Annotated in this window: 23 protein-coding genes and 2 pseudogenes; 13 read left to right on the top strand and 12 right to left on the bottom strand. The window is 72.7% G+C overall.

Annotation, left to right across the window (positions count from 1 at the left end; translation table 11 throughout):
* The 3 genes and pseudogenes from ACWCV3_RS10750 to ACWCV3_RS10740 all read right to left on the bottom strand — a co-directional run.
* Positions 1-960, bottom strand: a pseudogene (locus ACWCV3_RS10750) (hydrolase); the annotation flags it as partial.
* A gap of 372 nt (positions 961-1,332) precedes the next feature.
* Positions 1,333-1,710, bottom strand: coding sequence for a toxin Doc (locus ACWCV3_RS10745; protein WP_161199973.1), 378 nt, complete (start codon positions 1,708-1,710; stop codon positions 1,333-1,335).
* A gap of 6 nt (positions 1,711-1,716) precedes the next feature.
* Positions 1,717-1,959: a hypothetical protein gene (locus ACWCV3_RS10740; protein WP_078858354.1), complete on the bottom strand. Its 243-nt coding sequence runs from the start codon at positions 1,957-1,959 to the stop codon at positions 1,717-1,719.
* Between the two features lie 160 nt (positions 1,960-2,119).
* Between ACWCV3_RS10740 and ACWCV3_RS10735 the strand changes: the two genes are divergently transcribed.
* Complete coding sequence (locus ACWCV3_RS10735) at positions 2,120-3,739, top strand: multicopper oxidase family protein (RefSeq protein WP_451221482.1); 1,620 nt, start codon at positions 2,120-2,122, stop codon at positions 3,737-3,739.
* A 28-nt stretch (positions 3,740-3,767) separates the two neighbouring features.
* Here ACWCV3_RS10735 and ACWCV3_RS10730 read toward each other — a convergent pair whose 3' ends face one another.
* Positions 3,768-4,316: an RNA polymerase sigma factor gene (locus ACWCV3_RS10730; RefSeq protein WP_451221479.1), complete on the bottom strand. Its 549-nt coding sequence runs from the start codon at positions 4,314-4,316 to the stop codon at positions 3,768-3,770.
* 47 nt (positions 4,317-4,363) lie between these two features.
* Here ACWCV3_RS10730 and ACWCV3_RS10725 point away from each other — a divergent pair, with 47 nt between their 5' ends.
* From ACWCV3_RS10725 to ACWCV3_RS10710, 4 genes are all read left to right on the top strand, one after another.
* Positions 4,364-5,740, top strand: coding sequence for a serine/threonine-protein kinase (locus ACWCV3_RS10725; protein ID WP_451221476.1), 1,377 nt, complete (start codon positions 4,364-4,366; stop codon positions 5,738-5,740).
* A gap of 187 nt (positions 5,741-5,927) precedes the next feature.
* Positions 5,928-6,629 (top strand): DUF4232 domain-containing protein, encoded by a 702-nt coding sequence (locus ACWCV3_RS10720; protein WP_451221473.1) that lies wholly within the window; start codon positions 5,928-5,930, stop codon positions 6,627-6,629.
* 86 nt (positions 6,630-6,715) lie between these two features.
* The gene (locus tag ACWCV3_RS10715) at positions 6,716-7,975 is read left to right on the top strand and encodes an arsenic transporter (RefSeq protein WP_451221513.1); all 1,260 of its coding nucleotides are present in this window, start codon (positions 6,716-6,718) and stop codon (positions 7,973-7,975) included.
* 30 nt (positions 7,976-8,005) lie between these two features.
* The gene (locus ACWCV3_RS10710; RefSeq protein ID WP_451221471.1) at positions 8,006-8,497 is read left to right on the top strand and encodes a universal stress protein; all 492 of its coding nucleotides are present in this window, start codon (positions 8,006-8,008) and stop codon (positions 8,495-8,497) included.
* Positions 8,498-8,505: 8 nt separating this feature from the next.
* Here ACWCV3_RS10710 and ACWCV3_RS10705 read toward each other — a convergent pair whose 3' ends face one another.
* The gene (locus ACWCV3_RS10705) at positions 8,506-10,311 is read right to left on the bottom strand and encodes a ricin-type beta-trefoil lectin domain protein (protein WP_451221468.1); all 1,806 of its coding nucleotides are present in this window, start codon (positions 10,309-10,311) and stop codon (positions 8,506-8,508) included.
* A gap of 302 nt (positions 10,312-10,613) precedes the next feature.
* Between ACWCV3_RS10705 and ACWCV3_RS10700 the strand changes: the two genes are divergently transcribed.
* On the top strand, positions 10,614-11,423 hold the full coding sequence (locus ACWCV3_RS10700) for an endo alpha-1,4 polygalactosaminidase (protein WP_451221465.1): 810 nt from the start codon (positions 10,614-10,616) through the stop codon (positions 11,421-11,423).
* Positions 11,424-11,427: 4 nt separating this feature from the next.
* Here ACWCV3_RS10700 and ACWCV3_RS10695 read toward each other — a convergent pair whose 3' ends face one another.
* From ACWCV3_RS10695 to ACWCV3_RS10685, 3 genes are read right to left on the bottom strand one after another with little or no spacing between them, the layout of a single operon-like run.
* Positions 11,428-11,937, bottom strand: coding sequence for a flavoprotein (locus tag ACWCV3_RS10695; RefSeq protein WP_451221462.1), 510 nt, complete (start codon positions 11,935-11,937; stop codon positions 11,428-11,430).
* Between the two features lie 32 nt (positions 11,938-11,969).
* Entirely contained in the window at positions 11,970-12,170 is a 201-nt protein-coding gene (locus ACWCV3_RS10690; protein WP_451221459.1) for a ferredoxin, read from the bottom strand.
* A 13-nt stretch (positions 12,171-12,183) separates the two neighbouring features.
* Positions 12,184-13,413 carry a cytochrome P450 gene (locus ACWCV3_RS10685; protein ID WP_451221457.1) on the bottom strand — a complete coding sequence of 410 codons (1,230 nt, stop codon included), beginning with the start codon at positions 13,411-13,413 and terminating at the stop codon, positions 12,184-12,186.
* Between the two features lie 361 nt (positions 13,414-13,774).
* Here ACWCV3_RS10685 and ACWCV3_RS10680 point away from each other — a divergent pair, with 361 nt between their 5' ends.
* On the top strand, positions 13,775-14,224 hold the full coding sequence (locus ACWCV3_RS10680; RefSeq protein WP_451221454.1) for a nitroreductase family deazaflavin-dependent oxidoreductase: 450 nt from the start codon (positions 13,775-13,777) through the stop codon (positions 14,222-14,224).
* A 74-nt stretch (positions 14,225-14,298) separates the two neighbouring features.
* Here ACWCV3_RS10680 and ACWCV3_RS10675 read toward each other — a convergent pair whose 3' ends face one another.
* A complete protein-coding gene (locus ACWCV3_RS10675) occupies positions 14,299-15,342 on the bottom strand; it encodes a cation diffusion facilitator family transporter (RefSeq protein WP_451221451.1) in 1,044 nt (347 codons plus the stop codon).
* A gap of 102 nt (positions 15,343-15,444) precedes the next feature.
* Here ACWCV3_RS10675 and ACWCV3_RS10670 point away from each other — a divergent pair, with 102 nt between their 5' ends.
* A complete protein-coding gene (locus tag ACWCV3_RS10670) occupies positions 15,445-15,762 on the top strand; it encodes a DUF4235 domain-containing protein (protein ID WP_451221448.1) in 318 nt (105 codons plus the stop codon).
* A 183-nt stretch (positions 15,763-15,945) separates the two neighbouring features.
* The gene (locus tag ACWCV3_RS10665; protein ID WP_451221445.1) at positions 15,946-16,326 is read left to right on the top strand and encodes an anti-sigma factor antagonist; all 381 of its coding nucleotides are present in this window, start codon (positions 15,946-15,948) and stop codon (positions 16,324-16,326) included.
* A 365-nt stretch (positions 16,327-16,691) separates the two neighbouring features.
* On the opposite strand, the pseudogene ACWCV3_RS10660 reads toward ACWCV3_RS10665, so the two are convergent.
* Together ACWCV3_RS10660 and ACWCV3_RS10655 are read right to left on the bottom strand one after the other, a co-directional pair.
* A pseudogene (locus ACWCV3_RS10660) lies at positions 16,692-17,916 on the bottom strand (IS701 family transposase).
* 154 nt (positions 17,917-18,070) lie between these two features.
* Positions 18,071-19,024 (bottom strand): ribose-phosphate diphosphokinase, encoded by a 954-nt coding sequence (locus tag ACWCV3_RS10655; protein ID WP_451221442.1) that lies wholly within the window; start codon positions 19,022-19,024, stop codon positions 18,071-18,073.
* Positions 19,025-19,215: 191 nt separating this feature from the next.
* Here ACWCV3_RS10655 and ACWCV3_RS10650 point away from each other — a divergent pair, with 191 nt between their 5' ends.
* The 3 genes from ACWCV3_RS10650 to ACWCV3_RS10640 all read left to right on the top strand — a co-directional run bounded on the left by ACWCV3_RS10650 (position 19,216) and on the right by ACWCV3_RS10640 (position 21,952).
* Positions 19,216-19,902, top strand: a complete 687-nt coding sequence (locus tag ACWCV3_RS10650; protein ID WP_451221439.1) for a DUF4230 domain-containing protein — start codon at positions 19,216-19,218, stop codon at positions 19,900-19,902.
* A gap of 84 nt (positions 19,903-19,986) precedes the next feature.
* A complete protein-coding gene (locus ACWCV3_RS10645) occupies positions 19,987-20,601 on the top strand; it encodes a VanZ family protein (RefSeq protein WP_451221436.1) in 615 nt (204 codons plus the stop codon).
* 115 nt (positions 20,602-20,716) lie between these two features.
* The gene (locus tag ACWCV3_RS10640) at positions 20,717-21,952 is read left to right on the top strand and encodes an RICIN domain-containing protein (RefSeq protein WP_451221433.1); all 1,236 of its coding nucleotides are present in this window, start codon (positions 20,717-20,719) and stop codon (positions 21,950-21,952) included.
* A 63-nt stretch (positions 21,953-22,015) separates the two neighbouring features.
* Here the strand turns inward: ACWCV3_RS10640 and ACWCV3_RS10635 are convergent, their stop codons facing one another.
* Positions 22,016-22,285 (bottom strand): hypothetical protein, encoded by a 270-nt coding sequence (locus ACWCV3_RS10635; RefSeq protein WP_451221430.1) that lies wholly within the window; start codon positions 22,283-22,285, stop codon positions 22,016-22,018.
* 123 nt (positions 22,286-22,408) lie between these two features.
* Between ACWCV3_RS10635 and ACWCV3_RS10630 the strand changes: the two genes are divergently transcribed.
* Entirely contained in the window at positions 22,409-23,437 is a 1,029-nt protein-coding gene (locus ACWCV3_RS10630; protein ID WP_451221511.1) for a PHP domain-containing protein, read from the top strand.
* The last annotated feature ends 18 nt before the right edge of the window (positions 23,438-23,455 follow it).

The following is a 23,455-nucleotide window of genomic DNA, read 5'->3' as shown; positions in this document are numbered from 1 at the left end:
CGGACCGGCGCGGGCGTCGTCTCGGCCGGGCTGCACCGACCACCCCGGGCGGCGGCGCCCCGCGCCCCGCTTGCCGGCCCGCCGGCGCCCGCCGGAACGCGGGGACTCGCTCGGGGCGGAGCCGGCCTGACCCCGGCCGGGCCGGGAGTCGAGGTAGCGGCGGGCACCCCAGCCGAGGACCGCCTCGGCCAGCAGCGGCCCGGCGCCGCTGTCGATCTGGCCGAGCTGTTCGGCGGCGTACCGGCAGTAGGAGCAGGCGTCCAGGTGCTGGCGGACGTCGGGCAGTACGCCCCCGCCCCGGCGCGCCGGCACGTCGAGCAGTCGGTTGTAGTGGCGGCACTCCCCGCTGGGCGCCAGCTCACGGTGTGCGCGCAGCATCCCCGTGCGCAGCTTCTCCCGGCTCTGCTCGAGCGCGGCCGCCGCGCTCACCGGGTCCACGCCGAGAAGCGCAGCGGGAACGGCCACCGGCTCGGCCTCGACCTCGGTGTGCCACAGCAGCGTCTGCTCCAGCCGGGGCAGCATGTGGAAGGCCCGCTCGGCCAGGGTGCGGTTCTCCGGGGTGAGGTTGTTCGCGGCGCGCATCCCGCGCCCCCCGGCCGGCTTGGCGAGACCGGGCAGGGCGGCGGTGAGGCGGTCGGTGGCCGCCCAGTCGAGCACGGTGTCGCGTACGGCCAACAGCAGCCGGGGGCGGAGCGCCTCGGCGGGCTCGCCGAGGGCGAGCCGGTCCAGGGCCTGGTGGAAGACGGCGGCGGTGACCATGTGGGCCAGCGGTCCGGAACCGGCGAGGCAGATCACGGCGTAGTCGGCGGCGGGCTGCCAGTGCCGGGCCATCAGCAGGGCGGCCGACCGGGACGCCTCCGTGTCCGAACCGGCGCGCAGCCAGGCGGCCGTGGACTCGTCGGACTCCCCCGCCGCCATGCCGGGCAGGTAGGAGGGAAGGGGAGGCTGAGGGGTGGTCACTGAGCGGTTTCCTTTGGCGCGTGCGGAGCGTGGGAGCGGTCCTCCGGGGTGCGCACGGAGTGAACGGGACCCACGGTTCCGCCCCGGCGCCCTCCGGCCCGGTGGCCCACATGCCGGACCGGTTTTGGACCTCACCCCCCGCGCGGGAGTGTCAACCCTCGCACAACTTCTCCACACGCAACAAGGAGCGCGTCCCACATCGCCGGGTTTGCAGGGAAGTCGGGTTCCGTGCGCCCCGTGTGAAACCCGCGCACACGACCAGCCCGCGCGCACCCTTCTCCCTCCGCGCGGGCGGGGTGTGGACTGTGCCCGGCCCTCGCGGAGGACCCCCGGCCGATCGCCGTACGGCTTCCCCCGTCCGCCGGGGCGGTGTCAGATCCGCCAGGACCTCAGCCGGTCGGCCGCGCCGTACACGTCGGCGCGGCCGTCGGTCAGGTCACGGACGAGGTCGACGAGGGCACCGTACGGCGGGTCGATGCCGGCGCCGCTGATGTGCAGGTAGGCGACGGCGGTGGCGCAGGCGAAGCGGGCGTTGGCCGCGGGCAGGGGGCGGAGCACGGCGAGGGTGTGCAGCAGGGCGGCTGCCCGCCAGGCGGGGTCGGAGTCGACGCCGAGCCGGGGCGGGTCGACACGGTGCCGGGCGACGGCGGCGACCAGGGCGGAGAAGTCGTCCACCGAGGGCTGTTCGGGCAGGACGTCCTCGTGCCGCTGGAGCAGCCAGGGGACGTCGATGTGGATCACGGGGGCCATCGCCGGTCAGGCGGCCTCGCCCCTGGCCGGTACGGCCTCGTCGTCGGGGAAAGCGGCGGCGAACTCCTCGGCGTGCGCGGTGAAGAAGGCCCGGAACGTCTCCGCGCCCTCCTTCAGTGCCCGGTGCCGCGCGATGTCCGCCGCGGCCGCCTCCCGCACCAGGGCCTTCATCGACGTACCGCGTTCCTTGGCGATCTGCCGAAGGTCCGCTAGTTCGCGCTCGCTGAACTCCACGTTGAGAGCTGGCATGACCTCACGGTACCGCGAGGGTACTCACCCGTAAATCGAGCCAGATCGGCCGCCCGCTCCCCCGGTACCGGCGTTCGGGACACCTCTCCGGGCCGACACCAGCAGACGCGCCGCTCTCAGATCCATCACATACGAGCACAAAAAGTGTCTTATATCCTTTATGCATACACCTTCGCGGCGTACTCTCCTCCGCGTCCCGCTCGCTGCCGCGGGCGCGGGACTCCTGGCCGCCTGCTCCGACTCGGGCCCACGGCCCCGGCCGGGACCGCGCGGCACGATGATGGCGGCCGGGAACTTCGTCCCGCCGGGTCCCGCGGGTTACGTCGAACCGTCGGGTCCGGAGGTACGGGCGGCCGAGCGGCGGCGCGGTTCGGGCCGGGTGCGCATGTTCACGCTCACGGCCGGTGAGACCACGCTGGACCTGGGCGGCCGGTCGGTGCGCACCTGGGCGTACCAGGACGCGCTGCCCGGACCGCTGGTACGGGCGACCGCCGGTGACGTGCTGAGCATCACGCTCGCCAACCGGCTGCCGGAGACCACCACCCTCCACTCGCACGGCGTACGGCTGCGCTGCGACATGGACGGCGCGCCGGGCCTCACCCAGGACTCCATCCCCACCGGGATGGACTTCAACTACCGCTTCACCGTCGCCGATCCCGGCACCTACCTGCTGCACAGTCACGTCGGCATGCAGCCGGACCGGGGCCTGTACGCGCCGCTCGTGGTGGACGACCCCAGGGAGCCGCTGAAGTACGACAAGGAGTGGGTGGTCGTCCTCGACGACTGGGTGGACGGGGTCGACGGCTCCACCCCGGAGAAGGTGCTGCGGCAGCTCAAGCCGGGCGGCGGCATGGCGATGATGGGCCCCGAGCGCCGCCCGACCGCGCGGCCGCACGAGCACCCGATGCCGGCCATGCCCAGCCCGCCGAAGAACACCGGCCCCAACCGCATGCTGCACGGGTCCAGGAGCCGCATCCTGCACGGGGTCGGCGGCAACGTCTCGTACCCGATCTACCTGGTCAACGGGCGCCGACCGGGCGCGCCGACCTCGTTCAAGTGCCGTCCCGGCGAGCGGGTGCGGCTGCGCATCATCAACGCGGGTTCGGACACCGCCTTCCGGGTGGCCCTCGGGGGCCACAAGCTGACGGTCACGCACACCGACGGCTACCCGGTCCAGCACCGGGAGACGGACGCGCTGCTGGTCGGCATGGCAGAGCGGTACGACGTGCTGATCACCGCCAAGGACGGGGTGTTCCCGCTGGTCGCGCTGGCCGAGGGCAAGGGCGGCCAGGCGCTCGCGGTGCTCCGTACGGACAACGGCAGAACCGTTCCTCCTGCGGATGTGAGGCTGCCGGAGCTGGACCGCGAGGTGCTCCCGGCGCGCCGGCTGCTGCCCGCGGACTCCGTCGCCCTGGACGACCGCGAGCCGGACCGCCGGATGCGCATCAAGGTCACCGGCACCATGGCGAAGTACGACTGGGGCTTCGACCACAAGCAGTACGACGTGCGCGAACGGCACGCGGTGCGAGCCGGGGAGCGGGTGCGGATGACCCTGATCAACGCCACCGACATGTGGCACCCGCTGCACCTGCACGGCCACACCTTCGCGCTGACCGGCATCGACGCGGTGGGCGCCCGGAAGGACACGGCCGTGGTGCTGCCGCACCGCAAGCTGGTCATCGACTTCGACGCCGACAACCCCGGTCTGTGGATGCTGCACTGCCACAACCAGTACCACTCGGAGAGCGGCATGATGACGGTGCTCGGCTACAAGAAGTGAGCGTCCCCGGACCCGCCCCGGCGGCGGGTCACTGGGCTCGCAGCCAGGTCCGTACCAGCCTGCGGGCCTCGTGCAGCCGGGACTTCAGGGTGCCGAGCGGGATGCCCGCGCGTTCGGCGGCCTCGGCGTACTCCAGTTGGCACAGGTCGCGGTAGACCAGCGGGGCGACCAGGTGCGGATGCTCGCGCTCCAGCCGGTCCAGCGCCTCCAGCAGGTCGATCCGGGAGCCCGCGATGACGCTGGTGGTGCGCGGGTCGGCGGGTTCGGACACCTCGGCGGGGGCGGGCTGTTCGGCGGCCCGCCGCTTCAGTTCGCGGTACTTCTGCCGGCAGCAGTTGGCGACGACCGTGTGCAGCCAGGTGCTGAAGCGGCTGCGGCCCTCGAAGCCGCCGATGTGCCGGGCCACCTGGAGCAGTGCGTCCTGGGCGGCCTCCTCGGCGTCCTCCCGGCAGGGCAGGAAGCGCCCGCAGCGGCGCACCACCTCCGGCCGCAGCCCGGCCAGCAGCCGGTCCAGGGCCGCCCGGTCGCCCGCCGCGGCCAGACGGGCCAGCTCCTCGGCCATCGCGGCGTCCTGCACGTCGGCTCCCCTCTCGAAGTCGATCTCGGGCCAGGCATGATAGCCGTATGCACTCCCCGGAGCGGATCGGCCGGTACCGCCTGCAACAGCACCTGGGCAGCGGTGCGTTCGCCACGGTGTGGCTCGCCCGGGACGACGAACTGGACGCCCTGGTGGCGGTCAAGGTGCTCGCCGACAACTGGTCCCACCGCCTCGACGTGCGCGAACGCTTCCTGTCGGAGGCGCGGCTGCTGCGCCGGGCACGGTCCAGCCGGGTGGTGCAGGTCTACGACATCGGGGAACTGGACGACACCAGGCCGTACTTCGTCATGGAGTACGCCGACGGCGGCACCCTCGCCGACCTGTGCGCCGACGGCCCGCCGCCGGTGCCCGAGGCGCTGGAGCTGACGGCGCTGGCCGCGCGGGGGGCCGCCGCGCTGCACGAGGCGGGGATCGTGCACCGGGACATCAAGCCGACCAACCTGCTGCTGCGCACCGCACCGGACGGCGGACGCCGGCTGCTGCTGGCCGACCTGGGACTGGCCAAGAGCCTGGCACAGGCGTCGGCGCTGACCCTGGCCGCGGGTTCGGCGGGCTATCGGCCCCCGGAACAGGCCGAGCCCGGTGCCGGCATCGACGAGCGTGCCGACGTCTACAGCCTGGGCGCGGTGGGTTACGAGCTGCTGACCGGGACCGTGCCGGGCCCGCCGGGCAAGGCGCTGCCACCGAGCCGCCTGCGGCCGGACCTGGACCTCGGCGTGGAGCGGGCGGTGCTGCGGGCGCTGGAGCCGGACCGGGAGCGGCGCTGGCCCTCCGCGCGTGCGTTCGCCGACGAGCTGGACCGGCTGGCGTCGGCCCCCGGCCGGCCGGGGTGGTCCCGCGCGGTGCGGGGCAGGCGCGCGGTCCTCGCCGCGGCGGCCGCGCTCGGCCTGGTGGCGGCCGGGAGCGCGGTGGCGCTGGTGCTCCACCGGCCCGCCGGGAGCGCCGGGGTCGCACGGGTGGGGGACGCCTCCGGACGGATCAGCGTCGAGGTGCCCGCGGGATGGAACCGCGAGCTGCGCGACTCCGGGTGGGACCCGCGCGCCCTCGGGCTCCCCGGCGGGCGGGAGCCGGGGCTGGTGGTGGCCGACGACCTGTCCCGCTGGTCCGACCTCGGCGCGCCGGTGAACGGTGTCTTCGTCGGCCTGGGCGAGGGGGATCTCACCGGCCGGGTGGACGCGCTCGCGCACTCCGGCTGCCGGGGCGCAAACCGGCGCGCGATCACGGGGCCGGTCTGGCGGGGCACGGTCCGGGTGTGGACGGACTGCGCGGGCGGGGGGTCGGTCACGGAGTCCGCGCTGCGCCCCTCGGACGGCGCGCGCGGCCCTCAGGTGTACGTGCAGGTGCGCCAGCACGGCGACCCGGACGCCACCGACGGCATACTCCGCTCGCTCCGGGTCACCTGATCGGGGGGAACCCTCGTCCGGCGTGGCGGGGAGGACCCCGCGGGCGGAGACTTCTTCGGGCGCGGAAGTTTTTCCTCCTCGTCCCGAACTTTTCCGCCGGACGGAGCATCGGAAGCTGTGACGGCGCATCCGGCGCCGACGGCACGCGGACCGCGCGGGCCGTGGTTTACAGGGAGGCTAGTGCGACATGGCGAACTCATCCCCGGCCAGGCGGTGCGGGACCCTGCTCCTGGGCTCCGCCGCCGTACTGGGCCTCCTCACCGCCTGCGGCAACGGCGACGTGGGCGCGTCCCCGGCGAGGACGGTGTCCGGCTCGGCGGCGCCCGCGACCGAGACCTCGGCCCCGGCCGAGTCCACCGGCTCGCCCGACCCCGCCGGCACACCCTCGCCGGTGACCCAGAGCGGCGGCACGTCCACACCCTCGGCACCGGACTCGGCGACGCGGACCGCCAGGCCCGACAGCGCGAAGAGCACCCGGTGCCACACCTCGGAGCTGCGGGCGGCCGTGGGCCGCAACGACCCGGGCGCCGGACAGGAGAACTTCCCCGTCGTCCTCACCAACAAGTCGTCCCGCACCTGCACCCTGCGCGGCTATCCGGGCGCGGCATTCGTGAACGCCTCCGGCACCCAGCTCGGCGGCGACCCCGAGCGCACCCTGGGCTCGCCGGTGACGGTCACGCTCCGTCCCGGCCAGAGCGCCTGGGCCGGGCTGACCTTCTCCAACCCGCAGGTAAGCGGCGCCAGGTCAGCGAAGCCGGCCTCGCTGGTGGTCACCCCGCCCGACGAGCGGGACCCGCTGAAGGTGACCTGGACGGGTGGTCCGGTGCCGGTCTCCGGGAACTCGTCATCGGTCCGCCTGACCGTGTTCGCCGCCGGTTCGGGCGCCTGAAGCGGGCACGACCGCGCCGGGTCCCGGTGGGCCCGGCGCGCCGGGGTCTGTTTTCATGAGCGGGCACATCGACACCGGTCCGGAGGATCGCCCTGAACATCCCGCTCGCCGAGGCCCTGTCGGCCCTGCTGCTCGTCGCCGTCCTCGCCTGGGCGGTGGTACGGCCGTTCGGCCGGTCGGAGGCGGTGCTCGCGGTGCCCGCCGCCGGCATCACCATCCTCACCGGTGCCATCTCCCTGGACCACGCCCGCGACGAGGTGGCGCGGCTGGGCCCCGTGGTCGGATTCCTGGCCGCGGTGCTCGTCCTGGCCCACTTCTGCGACGTGGAGGGCCTGTTCCGGGCGTGCGGGGCGTGGATGGCCCGCTGGTCGCGTGGACGGCCGGTACGGCTGCTGACGGCGGTGTTCGCGCTGGCATCGGTGATCACGGCCGTACTGAGCCTGGACGCGACGATCGTGCTGCTCACCCCGGTGGTGTTCGCCACGGCCGCCCGTTCCGGCGTCCGCCCCAAGCCGCACGTGTACGCGTGCACGCATCTGTCGAACACGGCGTCACTGCTGCTGCCGGTGTCCAATCTGACGAACCTGCTGGCCTTCGCGGCGAGCGGGCTGTCCTTCACCCGGTTCGCGGCGCTGATGGCGCTGCCGTGGCTGGCGGCGATCGGCGTGGAGTACGTGGTGTTCCGGCGCTTCTTCCGCCGCGACCTGTCCGCCGCGGCGCCGGCCACGCGGGACACCGGCGAGGAGCCTGCGCTGCCGGTGTTCGCGCTGGTGACCGTGGGCTGCACGCTCGCCGGTTTCGTGGTGGCCTCGGCGGTCGGTGTCGATCCGGCGTGGGCGGCGGCCGCCGGGGCGCTGCTCATGGCGGGGCGAGCCGTGGTGCGCCGGCAGGCGGCCCCGCTGTCCGTGGTGCGGGCTGCCGCGCCGCCGTTCCTGGCGTTCGTGCTGGCGCTCGGTGTGGTGGTGCGGGCGGTGGTGGACAACGGGCTCTCCGACGCGCTCGGGCATCTGCTGCCGTCCGGGAGCGGGCTGCTCGCGCTGCTCGGGATCGCGGCCGTGGCCGCCGTGCTGGCCAATCTGATCAACAACCTGCCCGCCGTGCTGGTGCTGCTGCCGCTGGCCGTGCCGGGCGGTGCGGGCGCGGTGCTGGCGGTGCTGCTGGGCGTGAACATCGGCCCGAACCTCACCTACGCCGGTTCGCTGGCCACCCTGCTGTGGCGGCGGATCGTGCACCAGCACGACGAGGGCGTGAACCTCGGGGAGTTCACCCGCCTGGGGCTGATCGCCGTGCCCTCGGCGCTGGCGGTGTCGGTGGTGGCACTGTGGGGGACGCTGCAGATCATCTGACGGGACGGCGTGGAGCGAGGAGGGCATCGGATGCGTGCGGTCGTCTGGCTCGTCGAGGGCACCTGGCCCGCCTGTGTGGACGCGGTGCGCGTGCACGCCCCGCACGCCCGTGAGGTGGTGCTGCTGCATGTGTCGGGCCACGAGGTACCCGACGTGGCGCACGGCGCGTTCGCGGGGCTGATGGGGCGGGGGCGGGCCTGGGAGGGCGATCCGGGTGACCGCCTTCAGGTGCTCGACGACGGCTCGGCGGCGGAGTTGCTGGACTCGGCCGCCGAACGCCTGGGCCGCCCCTGCGTGCGCGAGGAGCGGTCGGGCCGCCCGGAGCGGGAGGTGGTCGCGGCTGCCGCGGGCGCGGACCTTCTCGTCCTCGCCCGCGACGGCGACCGCTCCCGCCTCGGCCCGCACAGTCTCGGCCCCGCCGCGCGCTTCGTCGTCGACCACTCCCCCTGCCCGGTCCTCCTGGTCTGGCCCGAGCGGGCTCCGGGCCTGGGCACGATCCCGCCTCCGCCGCACCACCGCTGAGCCGGGGCTCAGCGGTGCCGGCCTCCGTAGCCACCGCCGCCGTCTCCCCCGCCGTCCCGGTCGCAGCGGTGACGGTACGGGGAGCAGGTGCCGTCCGTCACCGTCGCGCTGGACGCCGGGGCGGCGGTCGGTGTCCGTGTCGGTGTGGGGCTCGGTGCCGGGCTCGCGGAGCGCCGGGGCGGGGCCGGCTTCGCCGGGGTGCGGTCGGGCGAGGGCACCGGGGTGACCTCGCCCCAGTCGACGATCTCCATCTGCGGCTTGTCGCCGGCGGTGTCCACGACCCAGCGCTGGACGGCGGTCTCGGCACGGTTCTTCAGCACCAGCGCACCGGAGCCGTCCGTGGCGGCCGGGGTGAGGGCGAGGTTCTGGTTCCAGCGGGGGACGAGGGTGCCCTGGAGGGTGAAGTCGTAGCGGATGAAGCGGCCGTCGGCGCCGGTCGCCGAGCAGGGGGCGAGCCGGACCGAGTAACCGAGGCGGGAGTCCAGGCAGAGGGCGGGCGCCGCGTCGCTGCGCAGCCGCCCGTCGGACTCGTACCGCCAGCGCTGGCCGGGGGCGGAGGAGCAGGTGACGACCTCGGTCTCGGCGCCCTGGACGGCCCTCTTCCCGACGATGCCCACGCAGCGTCCGGAGGCCACGTTGTGCAGCCGGCCCCGCGCGGTCGGCCGGTTGCCGTCCGCACCCGCCCAGGAGGGCCGCGGCGCGGGCGTGGAGGTGCCCGGCGCCGGGGAGGGGGTGGGGCCGGGCGCGGCGGGGGCGCCGTCGTCGGAGCCGAGCACCGACCACAGCACCAGGGGCAGCGCGACGAGGGCGGCGACGGTGGCGGCGGCCAGCGAGACGTTGCGCCGCCGGACCCGCCGGGCCGCGCGCTGCGCCGTCCGGCCGACGGGGGCGGCCCGGCCCGCTGCGGCCGGTTTCGGCGGGGGCACGAACTCCTCGCCCCCGGCGGGCATGGGCTGCGCCGGTACGGGCGGTGCGGCACTGTCGTCGGCGCGGGCCGCGAGGTAGGCGGCGGCGCCCCAGCCGAGCACGGCCTCGGCGAGTGCCAGGCCGAGCCCGTCGTGGAAGCGGGCGAGCTGGTCGGCGGTGCGGCCGCAGTGGCCGCAGCCGTCGAGGTGGCCGTGCAGGTCCGGGTCCATGGCGAGGCCACCGCCGCGGCGGAAGGTGACGTCCAGCATCCGCAGGTAGCGTCCGCACTCGGCGTCCGGGGCGAGTTCGCGGTGGGTCTGGAGGCACTCCTCGCGCAACCGGTCGCGAGCGCGGTCGAGTTCGACGGCCGTGCTCTGCTCGTCCAGCCCGAGGAGCGCGGCGGGCACGGCGAGGGGCTCGCCCTCGACCTCGGTGTGCCAGAGCACGGCACGGGAGGGCTGGGGCAGCCGCTGGAAGGCGCGGGCCAGCAGCCGTCGGCCGGGCGCGGGGAGCAGCCGCGCGGCGGCGCGCTCCCCGCCCGCCGGGCCGGGCCGCAGCGCGGGGTGCAGGAGTTCCTGCCGGCCGTCGGTGTCCCACTCGGCGGCGATGCGCCGTACGGTGACGAGCAGTTGGGGCCGCCAGGCGGTGGACGGCCCGGCCTGGCGCAGTGACTCGCCGAAGAGCCGGGTGAACGCGGCCGTGGTCAGCATCCCGGCCGCGCGCGGCCCGTCCGCGCACAGGCGGGCGTAGGCGAAGGCGGCGGCCCAGTGCCGGTCGAGGAGTTCACCGACGGGGTGGAGGGCGGAGCCCGATACCGTCCACCGCTGGAGTTCCGCGCTGAGTTCGCCGTCGGAGACACCGAACGGCCCGGTGAAATCCTGGGAATTCGACGGCCCTTCGCCCTTCACGCGCTGTTCCTCCAGAATTGAGCCGAATCAGGTCCGTACCAAATGGCAGGACGATGGACGAGGTGACATCAACTCTGTTTCGTCGAAGGGCGATCACCCCCGTCACGGCGACGCACACTTTCGCACAGGGTGACAGCGGGTAACAAGAGATCCCGCCGGAAAACGAGTTCCCGGGACATTCTTGACTCATATTCAGTAGAGATGAAATCGCCGGCACACCAAAGAAAGCACGGACGGGCATTTCCCGGCACGGACCGGGTACCGAGTTGACGTGCTCCGGTCCGCCGGGTTGGATCGTCCGGGTGCCGATCGAGAAGAGCCCGCGCGGTGGCAGCCGAGCCGCCCTCCTCGCTCTCGCGCTTCTCCTCACCGGGTGCGCCACCGGGAGCCCCACGCCCGAGAGCCCCCGGCTGCCGCCCAGGCACGCCGGCTTCGACTACCAGATCGGTGGCGCCTACTCCCCGCCCGCGGGAGTCCGTGTCGTCACCCGTGACCGTGCCGACTCCCCCGCCGAGGGGCTGTACAACGTCTGCTACGTCAACGCCTTCCAGGCGCAGCCGCAGGAGCGCGCCGACTGGCCGGCCGACCTGCTGCTGCGCGACCGCGCGGGCGAGGTCGTCATCGACGAGGACTGGGACGAACCCCTGCTCGACATCGGCACCCCGGCCAAGCGGGCACGGATCGCGGAGAGGGTGAACCGCTGGACCGACGGCTGCGCGGAGAAGGGCTATGACGCGGTCGAGCCCGACAACTACGACAGTTACACCCGTTCCCGCCACCTGCTCACCCCGGCCGACGCGATCGCCTTCATGCGCCTGCTCACCCGGCACGCCCATGCCCGCCGCCTGGCCGTCGGCCAGAAGAACACCCCGGAGCTGGCCGGCCGGCGCGGGAGTGCCGGCCTGGACTTCGCGGTGGCCGAGGAGTGCGGCCAGTACGACGAGTGCGGGACCTACGCCGGCGCCTTTGACGACCGGGTGCTGGACATCGAGTACACGGACGCCGGCCTGCGCAGGGCGCTGGCAGGGTGGGGCTCGCGGCTCAGCATCGTCCGCCGCGACCTGGACGTCTCCACACCGGACGACGCGGGGTACGTGCGCCGGGCACCATGACGTCTCAGGGCAGGTCCAGCAGATCCAGCCCGCGGCTCCAGGCGAAGCCGCCCGGCACCCTTCCCTCGCCGAAGCGGACGCCGAGACCGCGCAGCGAGATCAGGCTCTCCCGGTAGGCGGGATGGGCGGCCAGCGCCTCCCCCACGCTGGGCAGCACCGCGATCGGCACGCCCAGGCCGAGCGCCTCGCACAGGGTGCCGACGGCCAGGGTGTCCGCGATGCCCGCGGCCCACTTGTTCAGGGTGTTGAAGGTCGCCGGTGCCACCACGACCGCTTCCGGCGGCGGGAAGGGGCGCGGGTCGGCCGGGGAGCGCCAGGCGGAGCGCACCGGGCGCCCGGTACGGGCCTCGGTGCCGGGCAGGTCGAAGAATCCGTTCGTCGCGGCCGGGGTGGCGATCACGCCCACCTCCCAGCCCCGCTGCTGGGCCTCGCTGATCAGCGTGCCGACGCCGGAGGCGACCCCGGCCGCGCAGACGACGACGTAGAGGAAGGGTTTCCCGGCGATCTCGGCCACCGGGAAACCCTACAGGCCCGTCCCTGAGGCGGTCAGTTCTCGGTGACGGTGATCGCGCCGACCGGGCAGGCGCGGGCGGCCTCCCGGAGCATGGTGCTGCCCGCCCCGTCCTCGGCGCCGGGCAGCAGGGTGCTGTAGCCGTCGTCGTCCTGGGTGAAGACGCGCGGGGCGGTCAGTGCGCACTGGCCCGCGCCGATGCAGAGGTGCTTGTCGATCTCGATGTCGGTGTGCATGGCGAGAAGCCTCTTACCAGGTCACGGGGAGTTCCAGCATCCCCTGGATCGTGTCGCCGGGCTTGAACGGGATCTCCTCGGCCGGGACCGCGAGGCGCAGACCGGGCAGCCGGGCGAAGAGCGTGCCGAGGGCGATCTCCAGTTCCGCGCGCGCCAGGTTCTGGCCCAGGCACTGGTGGATGCCGAAGCCGAAGGCGACGTGGTGGCGGGCGGAGCGGCCGAAGTCGAGGGTGTCGGGATCGGCGTACACGGAGTCGTCCCGGTTGATCACCGAGGTGGAGAACATCACGCCGTCCCCGGCCCGGATGGTGACTCCGTCGATCTCGATGTCCTCGACGGCCACCCGGAGCAGGCCGTCGGCGATGGACAGCATCCGCATCAGCTCCTCGACGGCCGCGGGCAGCAGCGCGGGGTCGGCGCGCAGTTCGGCCAGCCGGTCGGGGTGCTGGAGCAGGGTGTAGGTGCCCAGCGAGATCATGTTGGCGGTGGTCTCGTGCCCGGCGACCAGCAGGATGACGGCGAGCGAGACGACCTCGTCCCGGTCCAGCGTGCCCTCGCCGAGCTGCCTGTGCACCAGGTCGTCCAGCACTCCCTTCCCCGGCACGGGGTGGCCGGCCTTGGCGTCGATCAGTCCGCCGAGGTAGGTCTCCAGCTCCTTGCGGGCGTTCTGGCTGTCGTCGGCCGTCGGCCCGCGCAGCAGCTTGCGGGACTGCTCCTCGAAGAACTCGTGGTCGGCGTACGGCACCCCGAGCAGGTCGCAGATGACCATGGACGGCACGGGCAGCGCGAAGGCCGACACCAGCTCGGCCACGGGCCCCCGCTCGATCATCGCGTCCAGGAGGTCGTCGACGATTCCCTGGATGGCGGGCCGGAGCTCGGTGGCGCGTTTGACCGTGAACGACGGGATCATCATCCGCCGCTGGATCTGGTGCTCGGGATCGTCCAGGCCCAGCAGGGCGACCCGGCGGTCCCGTACGCCCGCGAACCGGGCGGTGGGGACGGGGAACTCGGGGCGGCGCCGGTCGCTGGAGAGACGGGGGTCGGCGAGCAGCGCGCGGGCCGCGGAGTGCCCGCTGACGGCCCAGACCTCGCGGCCGTCGTACAGGGTGACGCGGGACACGGGCGGGCCCTCGCGCAGCGGACCGTACCCGGTGGGGGGGTGGTAGGGGCAGGTGCGGTCCTGCGGGAAGGCGACGGGATCGGCCGCCTTGGCCGGGCCGGTGGTGTCCGTCAGTTCCGTCATGGATGGACCTCGCAGACGAAGAAGTACCTCGAACCGATCTTCATTAGATGCCCAGGGCACCTATAGGGCGACGGCAAGTTCGGCCAGATCGGCGAACCGACGGATCTGGCCGAAGACACGCGTCCGCCCGAGGTGCCCGGACACCGGAATCCGGTCGTCCGACGCACATCGGTCCTCCCAGTGTCGTCGTTTCCGCCCCTTTTCGGCCACCCCCGCCGGGGAAAGGACCGCGAGATCCGGCTGTTCACCCGCATGGTCCAGAGGATGCGCGGTACGGATGATGTCGGCGGCCCCCGGTGTTGCGGTGGACCGCAGGTGCGAAGCCGTCGGCAGGACGGGACACGGAGAAGGGGACGAAGCCATGCCTCTTGAGGGCGAGTACGAGCCCAGCCCGGAGCAATGGGTGCGCGATCAGGTGGAGCAGTACGAGAGTTCCGGCGGGACGGAGGGGACGACGCTGCGCGACACCGGACTGCCTGTGGTCATCCTGACCACGCGCGGCAACCGCAGCGGCAAGATCCGCAAGACGCCGCTGATGCGCGTGGAGCACGAGGGGAAGTACGCGGTGGTCGCGTCCGTGGGCGGGGCGCCGAAGCACCCGGTGTGGTACTTCAACGTCAAGGCCGACCCGACGGTCGAACTCCAGGACGGCCCCGCGAAGCGGGAGATGCGGGCCCGTGAGGTGAAGGGCGACGAGAAGGCCCGGTGGTGGGAGCGGGCCGTCGCGGCCTTCCCGCCCTATGCCGAGTACCAGGAGAAGACCGACCGCGAGATCCCGGTCTTCGTCCTGGAGCCGGCCGGCGAGAGCTGAACCGGCTGCGGGGGACGGTCCGCACCTGCCGCTGACCGCGGGGTGTGAACCGTCCCCCGCAGGGCACGCGGGTGTCAGGTCCCGCCGCGCTCCCCCGTCGCGGCGGGGCTCTCCTGTGCTTCGTGCGGGGCACGCTCGGTGTGGTCGTGGCCGGTGTGGTCGCGGTCGGTGACGTCGAGGAAGATCTGCCCGGCGTCGGGGAACGTCTCGGCCACGGACCGCTTGATGCGGACGGCGACCTCCTCGACCTCCTCGCTGTCCATGCCCGGCACCAGATCGATGCGCGCGGCCACCATGGCGGAGTCGACGCCGGTCTTCATCGTGAACAGCGCCTCCACACTGTCGATCTCCGGCTGGGCGCGGAGCAGTTCGCGTATCCGGCCGGTCAGCTCGGGGTCGGCGGCCTCGCCGATGAGCTGGTCGCGGGCGTCGCGGCCGAGCCGGTAGGCGACGTAGACCAGCAGCGCACCGATCAGGATCGAGGCGCATCCCTCCCAGACCGCCTGCCCGGTGAGCATGTGCAGCACCATGCCGATGGCGGCGAAGGCCACGCCGAGCACCGCCGTGCCGTCCTCGGCGAGCACGGTGCGCAGCGCGGGGTCCTGGACGTCGCCGACGCCCTCGCCCTGCCGGTGCGCCTGGCGTACCGCCCGGATCAGGGAGATCCCCTCGGCGACGAAGGCGACGCCGAGCACGACGAGGCCGGCTATGTAGCCGCTGAGCTTCTCCTCGCTGCCGCTCCTGATCGCCTCGAAGCCCTGGAAGAAGGAGAAGCAGCCTCCCATGACGAAGATGCCGACGGCCGCGAGCAGGGACCAGAAGAACCGCTCCTTGCCGTAGCCGAACGGGTGCCGGGCGTCCGGCGGTCGGCGGCTGCGGCTCAGCGCGGCCAGCAGGAACACCTCGTTCATGCTGTCGGCCACGGAGTGCGCGGCCTCCGACAGCAGAGCGGGCGAGCCCGCGAAGATACCCCCGACGGCCTTGGCCAACGCGATCACCAGGTTCGCGGCGAGTGCCACGAGGACGGTGACGCGGGTGTGTCCGTCCGACTTGGCGGCGTCCTGGCCGTCGCTGTCGCCGGTCGTAGTGTCCGGCTGCTTTTCCGTAGTAGCGCTCACCTGTCGCCGAATGCCCCCGGCGCGGAGGATCACACGGGCCCGGACGGGGGAGGTCGGGGGCTCCGCGGGGAGGACACGGCCCCGCCGAGGAAGGAGTGACACATGGCGAAGAAGAACAGGAACATGAGCAAGATCAAGGCCCCCCTCCTGCACAAACCGGTGGGCTTCGCGCTGAGCTGGGCGGGTGGCGCACTGGCCGGGCTGGCCTTCCGCAGGGCGTGGATGGTGATTCGCCACGAGGAGGAGGCGCCGGACCCGCTGGACCCGGACCGCGGCTGGGGCGAGGTCCTGCTGGCGGCCGCGGTGCAGGGGGCCATCTTCGCGGTGGCCCGCAGTGTGGTGGACCGTACGCGCGCCAAGGCGGTCGCCCGCTCCACGGGCGCCTGGCCGCACCCGAACGCGGCTCCGGCCAAGCACTGAATCACCCGGTCGCCCTCGAGCCGCAGACCACGGGCCGATCACGAACACACAGATTCGAACCAGCTCCGTCAAACTCGAAGACATATGCCAAGCGAACATGCTCAAATTCGTCCTGTCGAGCTGGCCGCCGCGCGGCGCGGTCCGTCGCGGGCGCGGGTGGGACGGGTGGGAGGTGGTGCCGTCGTGCGGGAGGAACCCACCCCGCTCAGCCGGCATCTGCGGGTACGCGAGGAGCGCGGGCACACCGTGCTGGAGTTCCGGGGTGAGATCGACATCGCCTCGGCGGCGGAGATCTCACCCCTGCTGGACCGGCTCACCGGCCGCGAGCGTGCCCGGGTGGTGCTGGATCTGCGCCCCGTCGAGTTCTTCGACTGCTCGGGGCTGCGCCTGGTCGCCCGGGCCCGGCACCGCGTCCTGGAACGCGGCGGCCGTCTCCACCTGGTCTGCGCGCACCCGCTGACCCTGCACGTCCTCGAAGTCACGGGCCTGACGCGCGCCCTGCCCCCGCACCCGACCCTGGAGTCGGCGCTGCGGGCCTCCGGCGGCTCCGGAGGGCCGCCGTAGCTGCCACACCGCCCTCGGAGGCCATCCACCCGTCAGCCGCGTCACCAACCTGTCGGGACAGCACACCTGGGGCCTTTCGTTCGGATCATGCCGGGCTCGCGGGGGCCGGTGCCGGCCCCCGCTCCCTGATCCGGCCCGATCCGGACGAAAGACCCTAGTACTCCAGCAGGACTTTGCTGTCTGACCTGCGGGTTTCGCTGGGCGGCTGGAGTGTAGCGGGACTTCGATCGTGCGGGGGCGGTCTCACGGAGACCGCCCCTCGATCGTGCGACAACGCCGCAGGTAGTGACAGCGGCGGGCGACTGCTTGGCGTCGGCGGCGCCAGTTCGACCAGCTCAGCGCGTGGTGTAGTCCTCGGTGTCCGCTCAGGTGCGGGGGCCGGGCACGACAAGCTGCCAGGAGTCGCCGAACCTCCGCCACTGTGAGCTCGATGGCCCCGGGTGTCCCACCTGTTCCGCCCCTTTTTCACAAGGCCGGCGTGCCGTGGCGGCCAGGAAGGCGTGCGCGAGCATGGCCAGAGTGATGTGCCGATACCAGCCCACATAGCGGCGGACCTCGTACTGATCCAGGCCGCACTCGTTCTTCGCGGCCTGGAAGCACTCCTCGATCGCCCAGCGCGCCCCGGCGACCCGCACCAGTTCCTGGACGGTGACCTGAAGGGGCGCGTAGGCGAGGTAGTAGGCGATCTCGTCGGGCTTGCTGATGCTGCGCCGGGCCAGTGCCCACCGCATCCGGTGAGGCACCTCGCCCTGATAGTCGAACTCGGCGACGGCCCGGCAGCCGCACCGCTGCCCAGTGATAGACGCGGGGCCCCTTCGCGCCATCGCCGCAGGAGATGTTCTCCCACGCTTCGTCCGGGGCCTGCGCGAACAGAACCTCGATCCGTGAACATCCCACGCTGAACTGAGACTTGGGGACGGCCAGCACGTAGCCGACCCCCGACTGTTCCAGCAGCCGGCGGAATCGGTTGTCCTGACCGTAGGCGGAATCCGCGGTGACCCAGGCGATGGGCAGTGGCGAGGCGACGGCCCGCAGCACCATGTGGCGGGCCAGTTCGCCTTTGGTGGCGAACTCCCGCTCGTCGGGGACCCTTGCGGTGCGGCAGCGTTCCCGGTCCTCGGTCCAGGACTTCGGGAGGTAGAGCTCGCGGTCGACCAGGGCCCGGCCGCGGGTGGTGGCGTAGGCGGCGAAGACGCCGATCTGGCAGTTCTCGGTCCGGCCGGCGGTTCCGGAGTACTGGCGCTGGACCCCGGCGGAGGTAGTGCCCTTCTTGATGAACCCGGTGTCGTCGATGATCAGGATGCCGTCGTCCTCGCCGAGCTTGTCGGCGGCGTATTCCTGCAGGTCGTCGCGGATGTCATCGGGCTCCCACTTCGATCCGGCGAGGAGGTGCTGCAGGCCGTCGGGCGTGGGGTGGCCGGCCTGTTCGGCCAGCTGCCAGCTGTTCTTGCGGGCCACCGGGGCGAGCAGCCCGCGTACGTAGTCACGCATGCGGCGGCGAAGCTCGACTCGGCCGAAGCGGTGCCCGATGGTCAGGAAGAGATCGTCCAGTTCGAGGTCCCATTGCGCGGCGGCATACTCGGTGATCACCCTCAGAGGCTGCCCAGCCGCTGTCACTACCTGCGGCGTTGTCGCACGATCGAGGGGCGGTCTCCGTGAGACCGCCCCCGCACGATCGAAGTCCCGCTACACTCCAGCCGCCCAGCGAAACCCGCAGGTCAGACAGCAAAGTCCTGCTGGAGTACTAGGTCGTGGCCGGCTGCTCGAACAGTGCGCTCACGGATTCCCCGTCGTGGATGCGCCGTACCGCCTCCGCCAGCGCCGGTGCGACGGACAGGACCCGGAGCTTGTCGGTGCGCTCGTCCTCCGGGACCGGCACGGTGTTGGTGCAGACGATCTCCAGTACGTCCGGCTGCTCCCCCAGCCGCTTCAGCGCACCCGCCGCGAACAGGCCGTGGGTGCAGGCGACCCTGATCGAGTGCGGGCCCAGCTCCCGCAGGCGGTCGAGGAGCTCGAGCACCGTGCTGCCCTTGGCGATCTCGTCGTCCAGCACGATCACGTCCCGCCCGGCGATGTCGCCGATCACCGCGCTGATGCTGACCCGGTCGTCCGGGAACCGCTGTTTGGCGCCGGCCGCCACCCGGGCGCCGAGCAGCCGGGCGAAGGCGGCGGCCTCCTTGGCGTTTCCGAGATCCGGGGAGACGACGGTGGTGCGGGAGAGGTCGTACCGGCGAAAGTGCGCGGCGAGTTCGCGCAACGCGTGCAGGTGGTCGACCGGCACCGAGAAGAAGCCGTGCACCTGCGGAGCGTGCAGGGTCATGGTGAGCACCCGGCCGGCACCCGCGGCCACCAGCAGGTCCGCCACCAGGCGTCCACCGAGCGAGATGCGGGGCGTGTCCTTCTTGTCGGAGCGGGCGTAGGAGTAGTGCGGCATGACGACGGTGATCCGGGCCGCCGAGGCGCCGCGGGCCGCGTCGCACATCATCAGCAGCTCCACGAGGTTCTCCTGCACCGGCTTGACCAGGGGCTGGATCAGGAACACGTCCCGTTCGCGGCAGTTGGCCCGGAGCTGCACCTCCAGACAGTCGTTGGCGAACCTGCTGACCCGCGCCGGGCTCAGCGCGACGCCCAGGTGCGCGCACACCTCCTCGGCCAGCCGGGGGTGGGCGCTGCCGCTGAAGACGGCGATGTCTCGCACGATCCGCTCCTCGCACGATCGGTACGGGGTGAGCGGCCATGCTACCGGCCGCTCCCGCCCCGGCCCGGACGGCAGACGTGGCGGGTCTCGTACCGGAGCGGCAGGGGTACGTACGTCAGCGGTGGGGGATGGTCAACTCGCTCGCCTGTTCGCTTACTTGCTGGGCATCCGAGGAAGGGGAAGGGAGAACCGTGGAAAAGACGACTACGGCCGCCGGAACGACTCCGGTCCAGCAGCGGCCCCGGCGGACGCCGGTCTGGGTCAAGGTGCTGGCGGCCATCGCCCTGGTGCTCGTACTGCTGTTCGCCGGGATACGGCTGGCCGTGCTGCCCGGCATCAAGGACCTGTTCGGCACGGAGTCCCGCGACCGCTCGGGCCCGGCGCTGCTGCAGTCCATCCAGGACATGAGCCGCTACGAGGCCGCCTCGGGCAACTTCCAGGTCGTCGTGGACCTGGAGAAGAACGCCAAGTACCTTCCCGACGCGCTGCGCGGGACCCGCACCCTGTACGTCGGCGCGGGCACCGTGGACGCCTACGTCGACCTCGGGAAGGTCGGGGAGAAGGACGTGAGGGTCAATGCGGACCGCACCTCCGCCGTGCTGAAGCTGCCGCACGCCAGGCTCGGCAAGCCCGCGCTCGACCCGGACCGCTCCTACGCCGTCTCCAAGCAGCGCGGTCTGCTCGACCGGCTGGGCGACCTGTTCTCGGACAACCCCAACGGCGAGCAGGCGGTGCAGAAGCTGGCCGTCAAGCACATCGGCGAGGCCGCCGAGGACAGCGAGCTGACCGCGCGCGCCGAGTCCAACACCACCGGCATGCTCCAGGGTCTGCTGCGCTCCCTCGGCTTCAAGGACGTACGCGTGTCGTACGGCTCCTGACATCCTGCCCGGTCCGGCATCACCGGCCGCTTCCCGGGCATTCGCTGCTTCTCACGGGGATGTTCACGACTGGAGGACGACCGCATGGACCGTACCGCCCTACGCCTGCCGACCGTACTGCGCGCCCCTTTGCGGCGGGGACGCCCGGAGAAGACCGGGCCGGAGCCGGTCTCCGGGACCGAGCCCACGGTGACGGAGCCCGCGGTGACGGAGCCGGTGGTGGCCGAGCGCAGGCCGCTGCCGCTGCCGATCCGGCTGCCGATCATGCTGCTGGCGTTCGTGTTCATGGTGGCGTTCGCCATCGCGCTGGCCCGGATCACCCTGGAGCCGTCACCCGCCTCGGAGGCCCTGACGCACAGCAACATGCGGCCGGGACACTCCCTGAAGGCCTACTTCGACTACGGGACGGTGCGCGACACCCTGAAGCAGATCGGCGGCAACGTCCTGCTGGGCGTGCCGTTCGGCGTGCTGGTGCCGGTGCTGGCCCCCCGGGCGCGGGGCGTCCTCCAGGTCCTGTTCCTCACCGCGCTGGTGATGCTGATGGTGGAACTGACCCAGGGCGCGCTGATCACCGGACGGGCCTTCGACATCGACGACGTCATCCTCAACACCACCGGTGCGCTGCTGGGCTGGCTGCTGCTGGGGCGCCGGCTGGGGCGGGCGGTGCACGCACGGCGGCCCAAGACCGTTCAGGACTGACCACCCTCCGCCGGGCCGCCGGGGCCCCGATCGCTGGTCTGTACCAAGCCGTTGACGGCCCCGGTCCCGGGCTCTAGAACAAGAGGCATCACTCCCCCACGTGAAACGGAGAGTCATGGCATCCCCACGCCTGCTCCGCAGATGCCTCCTTGCCGCTCTCTCCGCCGCGCTGGTCGGCGCGGCGGCCGTCGGTCCCGCGGGGGCCGATACGGCCGCCGCCCCGGCCGGCGCGGCGGCGACGTTCTCGGACTCGTTCGACGGCCCGGCGGGCTCCGCCGTCGACGGCTCCAAGTGGACGCTGGAGACCGGAGACAACGTCAACAACCACGAGCGGCAGTACTACACCTCGGGCACCGGTAACGCGGCCCTGGACGGCCAGGGTCACCTGGTCATCACCGCCAAGCGGGAGAATCCAGCTAACTATCAGTGCTGGTACGGCAGTTGCCAGTACACCTCGGCCCGGCTGAACACCTCGGGCAAGTTCGACGCGCAGTACGGGCACGTCGAGGCCCGGATGAGGATCCCGCGCGGTCAGGGCATGTGGCCCGCGTTCTGGATGCTGGGGACGCCGGTGAACTGGCCGGACTCGGGCGAGATCGACGTCATGGAGAACGTCGGCTTCGAGCCCTCCACCGTGCACGGCACCATCCACGGACCCGGTTACTCGGGTTCGGGCGGCATAGGCGCGGGCTACTCGCTGCCGAGCGGGCAGGCTTTCGCCGACGGCTTCCACACCTTTGCCGTCGACTGGGCACCGGACTCCATCACCTGGACGGTGGACGGCAACGTCTACCAGCGGCGCACCCCCGCCGACCTGGGCGGCAGGACCTGGGTGTTCAACAAGCCGTTCTTCCTGATCCTCAACCTCGCGGTCGGCGGCTACTGGCCCGGGGACCCGGACGGGTCGACCCGGCTACCGGCGCAGCTCGTCGTGGACTCGGTGTCGGTGACCACGAGCGGCGGCCCGACGGGCGGCAAGGCCATCCGGGGCCTGGCCGGCAAGTGCGTGGACGTGGCGGCGGCGAACTCCGCCAACGGCACCCCCGTACAGCTCTACGACTGCAACGGCTCGGCGGCCCAGCAGTGGACGGTCGGCTCGGACGGCACGATCCGTGCGCTCGGCAAGTGCCTGGACCTCAAGGACAACGGCACGGCGGACGGTACGCCCCTGCAGCTGTGGGACTGCGCGGGCAGCGCCAACCAGAGGTGGGTGGTGTCCTCGGCCAACGACATCGTCAACCCGCAGGCGGACAAGTGTCTGGACGTGACGGGCGCCGACTCGGCCAACGGCACCCGGCTCCAGCTCTGGACCTGCAACGGCACCGCCGCCCAGAAGTGGACGGTCGGCTAGCGTCTTTCGTTCGGATCAGGCCGGATCAGGGAGCGGGGGCCGGTGCCGTGCCTCGCGAGGCGGCTACCCCTTGCCCCGGCGGGCGCCGCCGTGCAACCGCCAGGTGAACTTGTCGCCGCCGACCCAGCGGACCACGTCGGGGTCGTCCAGATCGTGGATGACGATGCCGCGGGCGGCGGCGGCCTCCAGCACCCCCGTGATGGACGTGACCTCGCCGATCACCTCGCCGTCGACCTCCATGACCCGGAAGGGCGGCGAACCCGGCCTGCCCTCACAGACTCCGAGCACCCGGATGCGCGGATTGGACATGTACGGAGTGGATTGTTCGGTCATGTATCCGAGCGTAGAACGCGGGGGGCAAGGACGGCTTGTCCGCACGGGCCGTCCGGGCCGCCGCCGTGCGCGGAACGCCCCGGTGGGCAACCCTGGAGATCCGTACGGAGCCGGGAGATGACCATGGAACCCGTCGCGGCGCTGGAGCGGATCGCCTTCCTGCTGGAACGCTCGCTCGCCCCCACCTACCGGGTGCGGGCCTTCCGCACGGCCGCGCGCGTACTGAGGGACCTCCCCGAGGAGGAGATCACCCGGCGGATCTCCGCGGGGACGCTCCAGACGCTGAAGGGGATCGGCCCGAAGACCGCGAAGGTGGCCGAGGAGGCGGTGGCCGGGAAGACACCCGCCTATCTGCGCTCGCTGGAGGAGGACGCCGGTGGGCCGCTGACGGCGGACGGCGGCGAGGAGCTGCGGGCGCTGCTGCGCGGGGACTGCCACACCCACTCGGACTGGTCCGACGGCGGCAGCACCGTCGAGGAGATGGGCTGGGCGGCGGCCGGGCTGGGCCACGAGTGGACCGCGCTCACCGACCACTCCCCCCGCTTGACCGTGGCGCGCGGCCTCTCCCCCGAGCGGCTGCGGGAGCAGCTCGACCTCGTCGAGGCGCTGAACGAGCGCTGGGCGCCGTTCCGGCTGCTCACCGGCATCGAGTGCGACATCCTGGACGACGGCTCGCTGGACCAGGAGCCGGAGCTGCTGGACCGGCTGGACGTCGTGGTGGTGTCCGTGCACTCCAAACTCAGGATGGACGCGGCCGCGATGACCCGCCGGATGGTGACCGCCGTCCTCGATCCGCACGCCGACGTGCTGGGCCACTGCACCGGCCGGCTGACCACCGGGCGCGGGCGGCCCGAGTCGGCCTTCGACGCGGACGAGGTGTTCGCCGCGTGCGCCGAGGCGGGTACCGCCGTGGAGATCAACTGCCGGCCGGAGCGGCTGGACCCGCCGAGACGGCTGCTGCGCAGGGCGGTGGAGGCCGGGACGCTGTTCTCCGTCGACACCGACGCGCACGCGCCGGGACAGCTGGACTGGCAGATCCTCGGCTGCGCCCGCGCCGAGGAGTGCGGGGTGCCCGCCGAACGGGTGGTGAACACCTGGACGGCCGACGCGCTGCTGGACTGGACCCGCGAGGGGCGGCTACCGGCGTCCTGACCAGGTGTTCTCCCGCGT

The sequence above is a fragment of the Streptomyces sp. NPDC001781 genome (assembly GCF_053596035.1).
The sequence above is the reverse complement of the archived record's forward strand: the minus strand, read 5'-3'. Positions and strand labels throughout refer to the sequence as shown.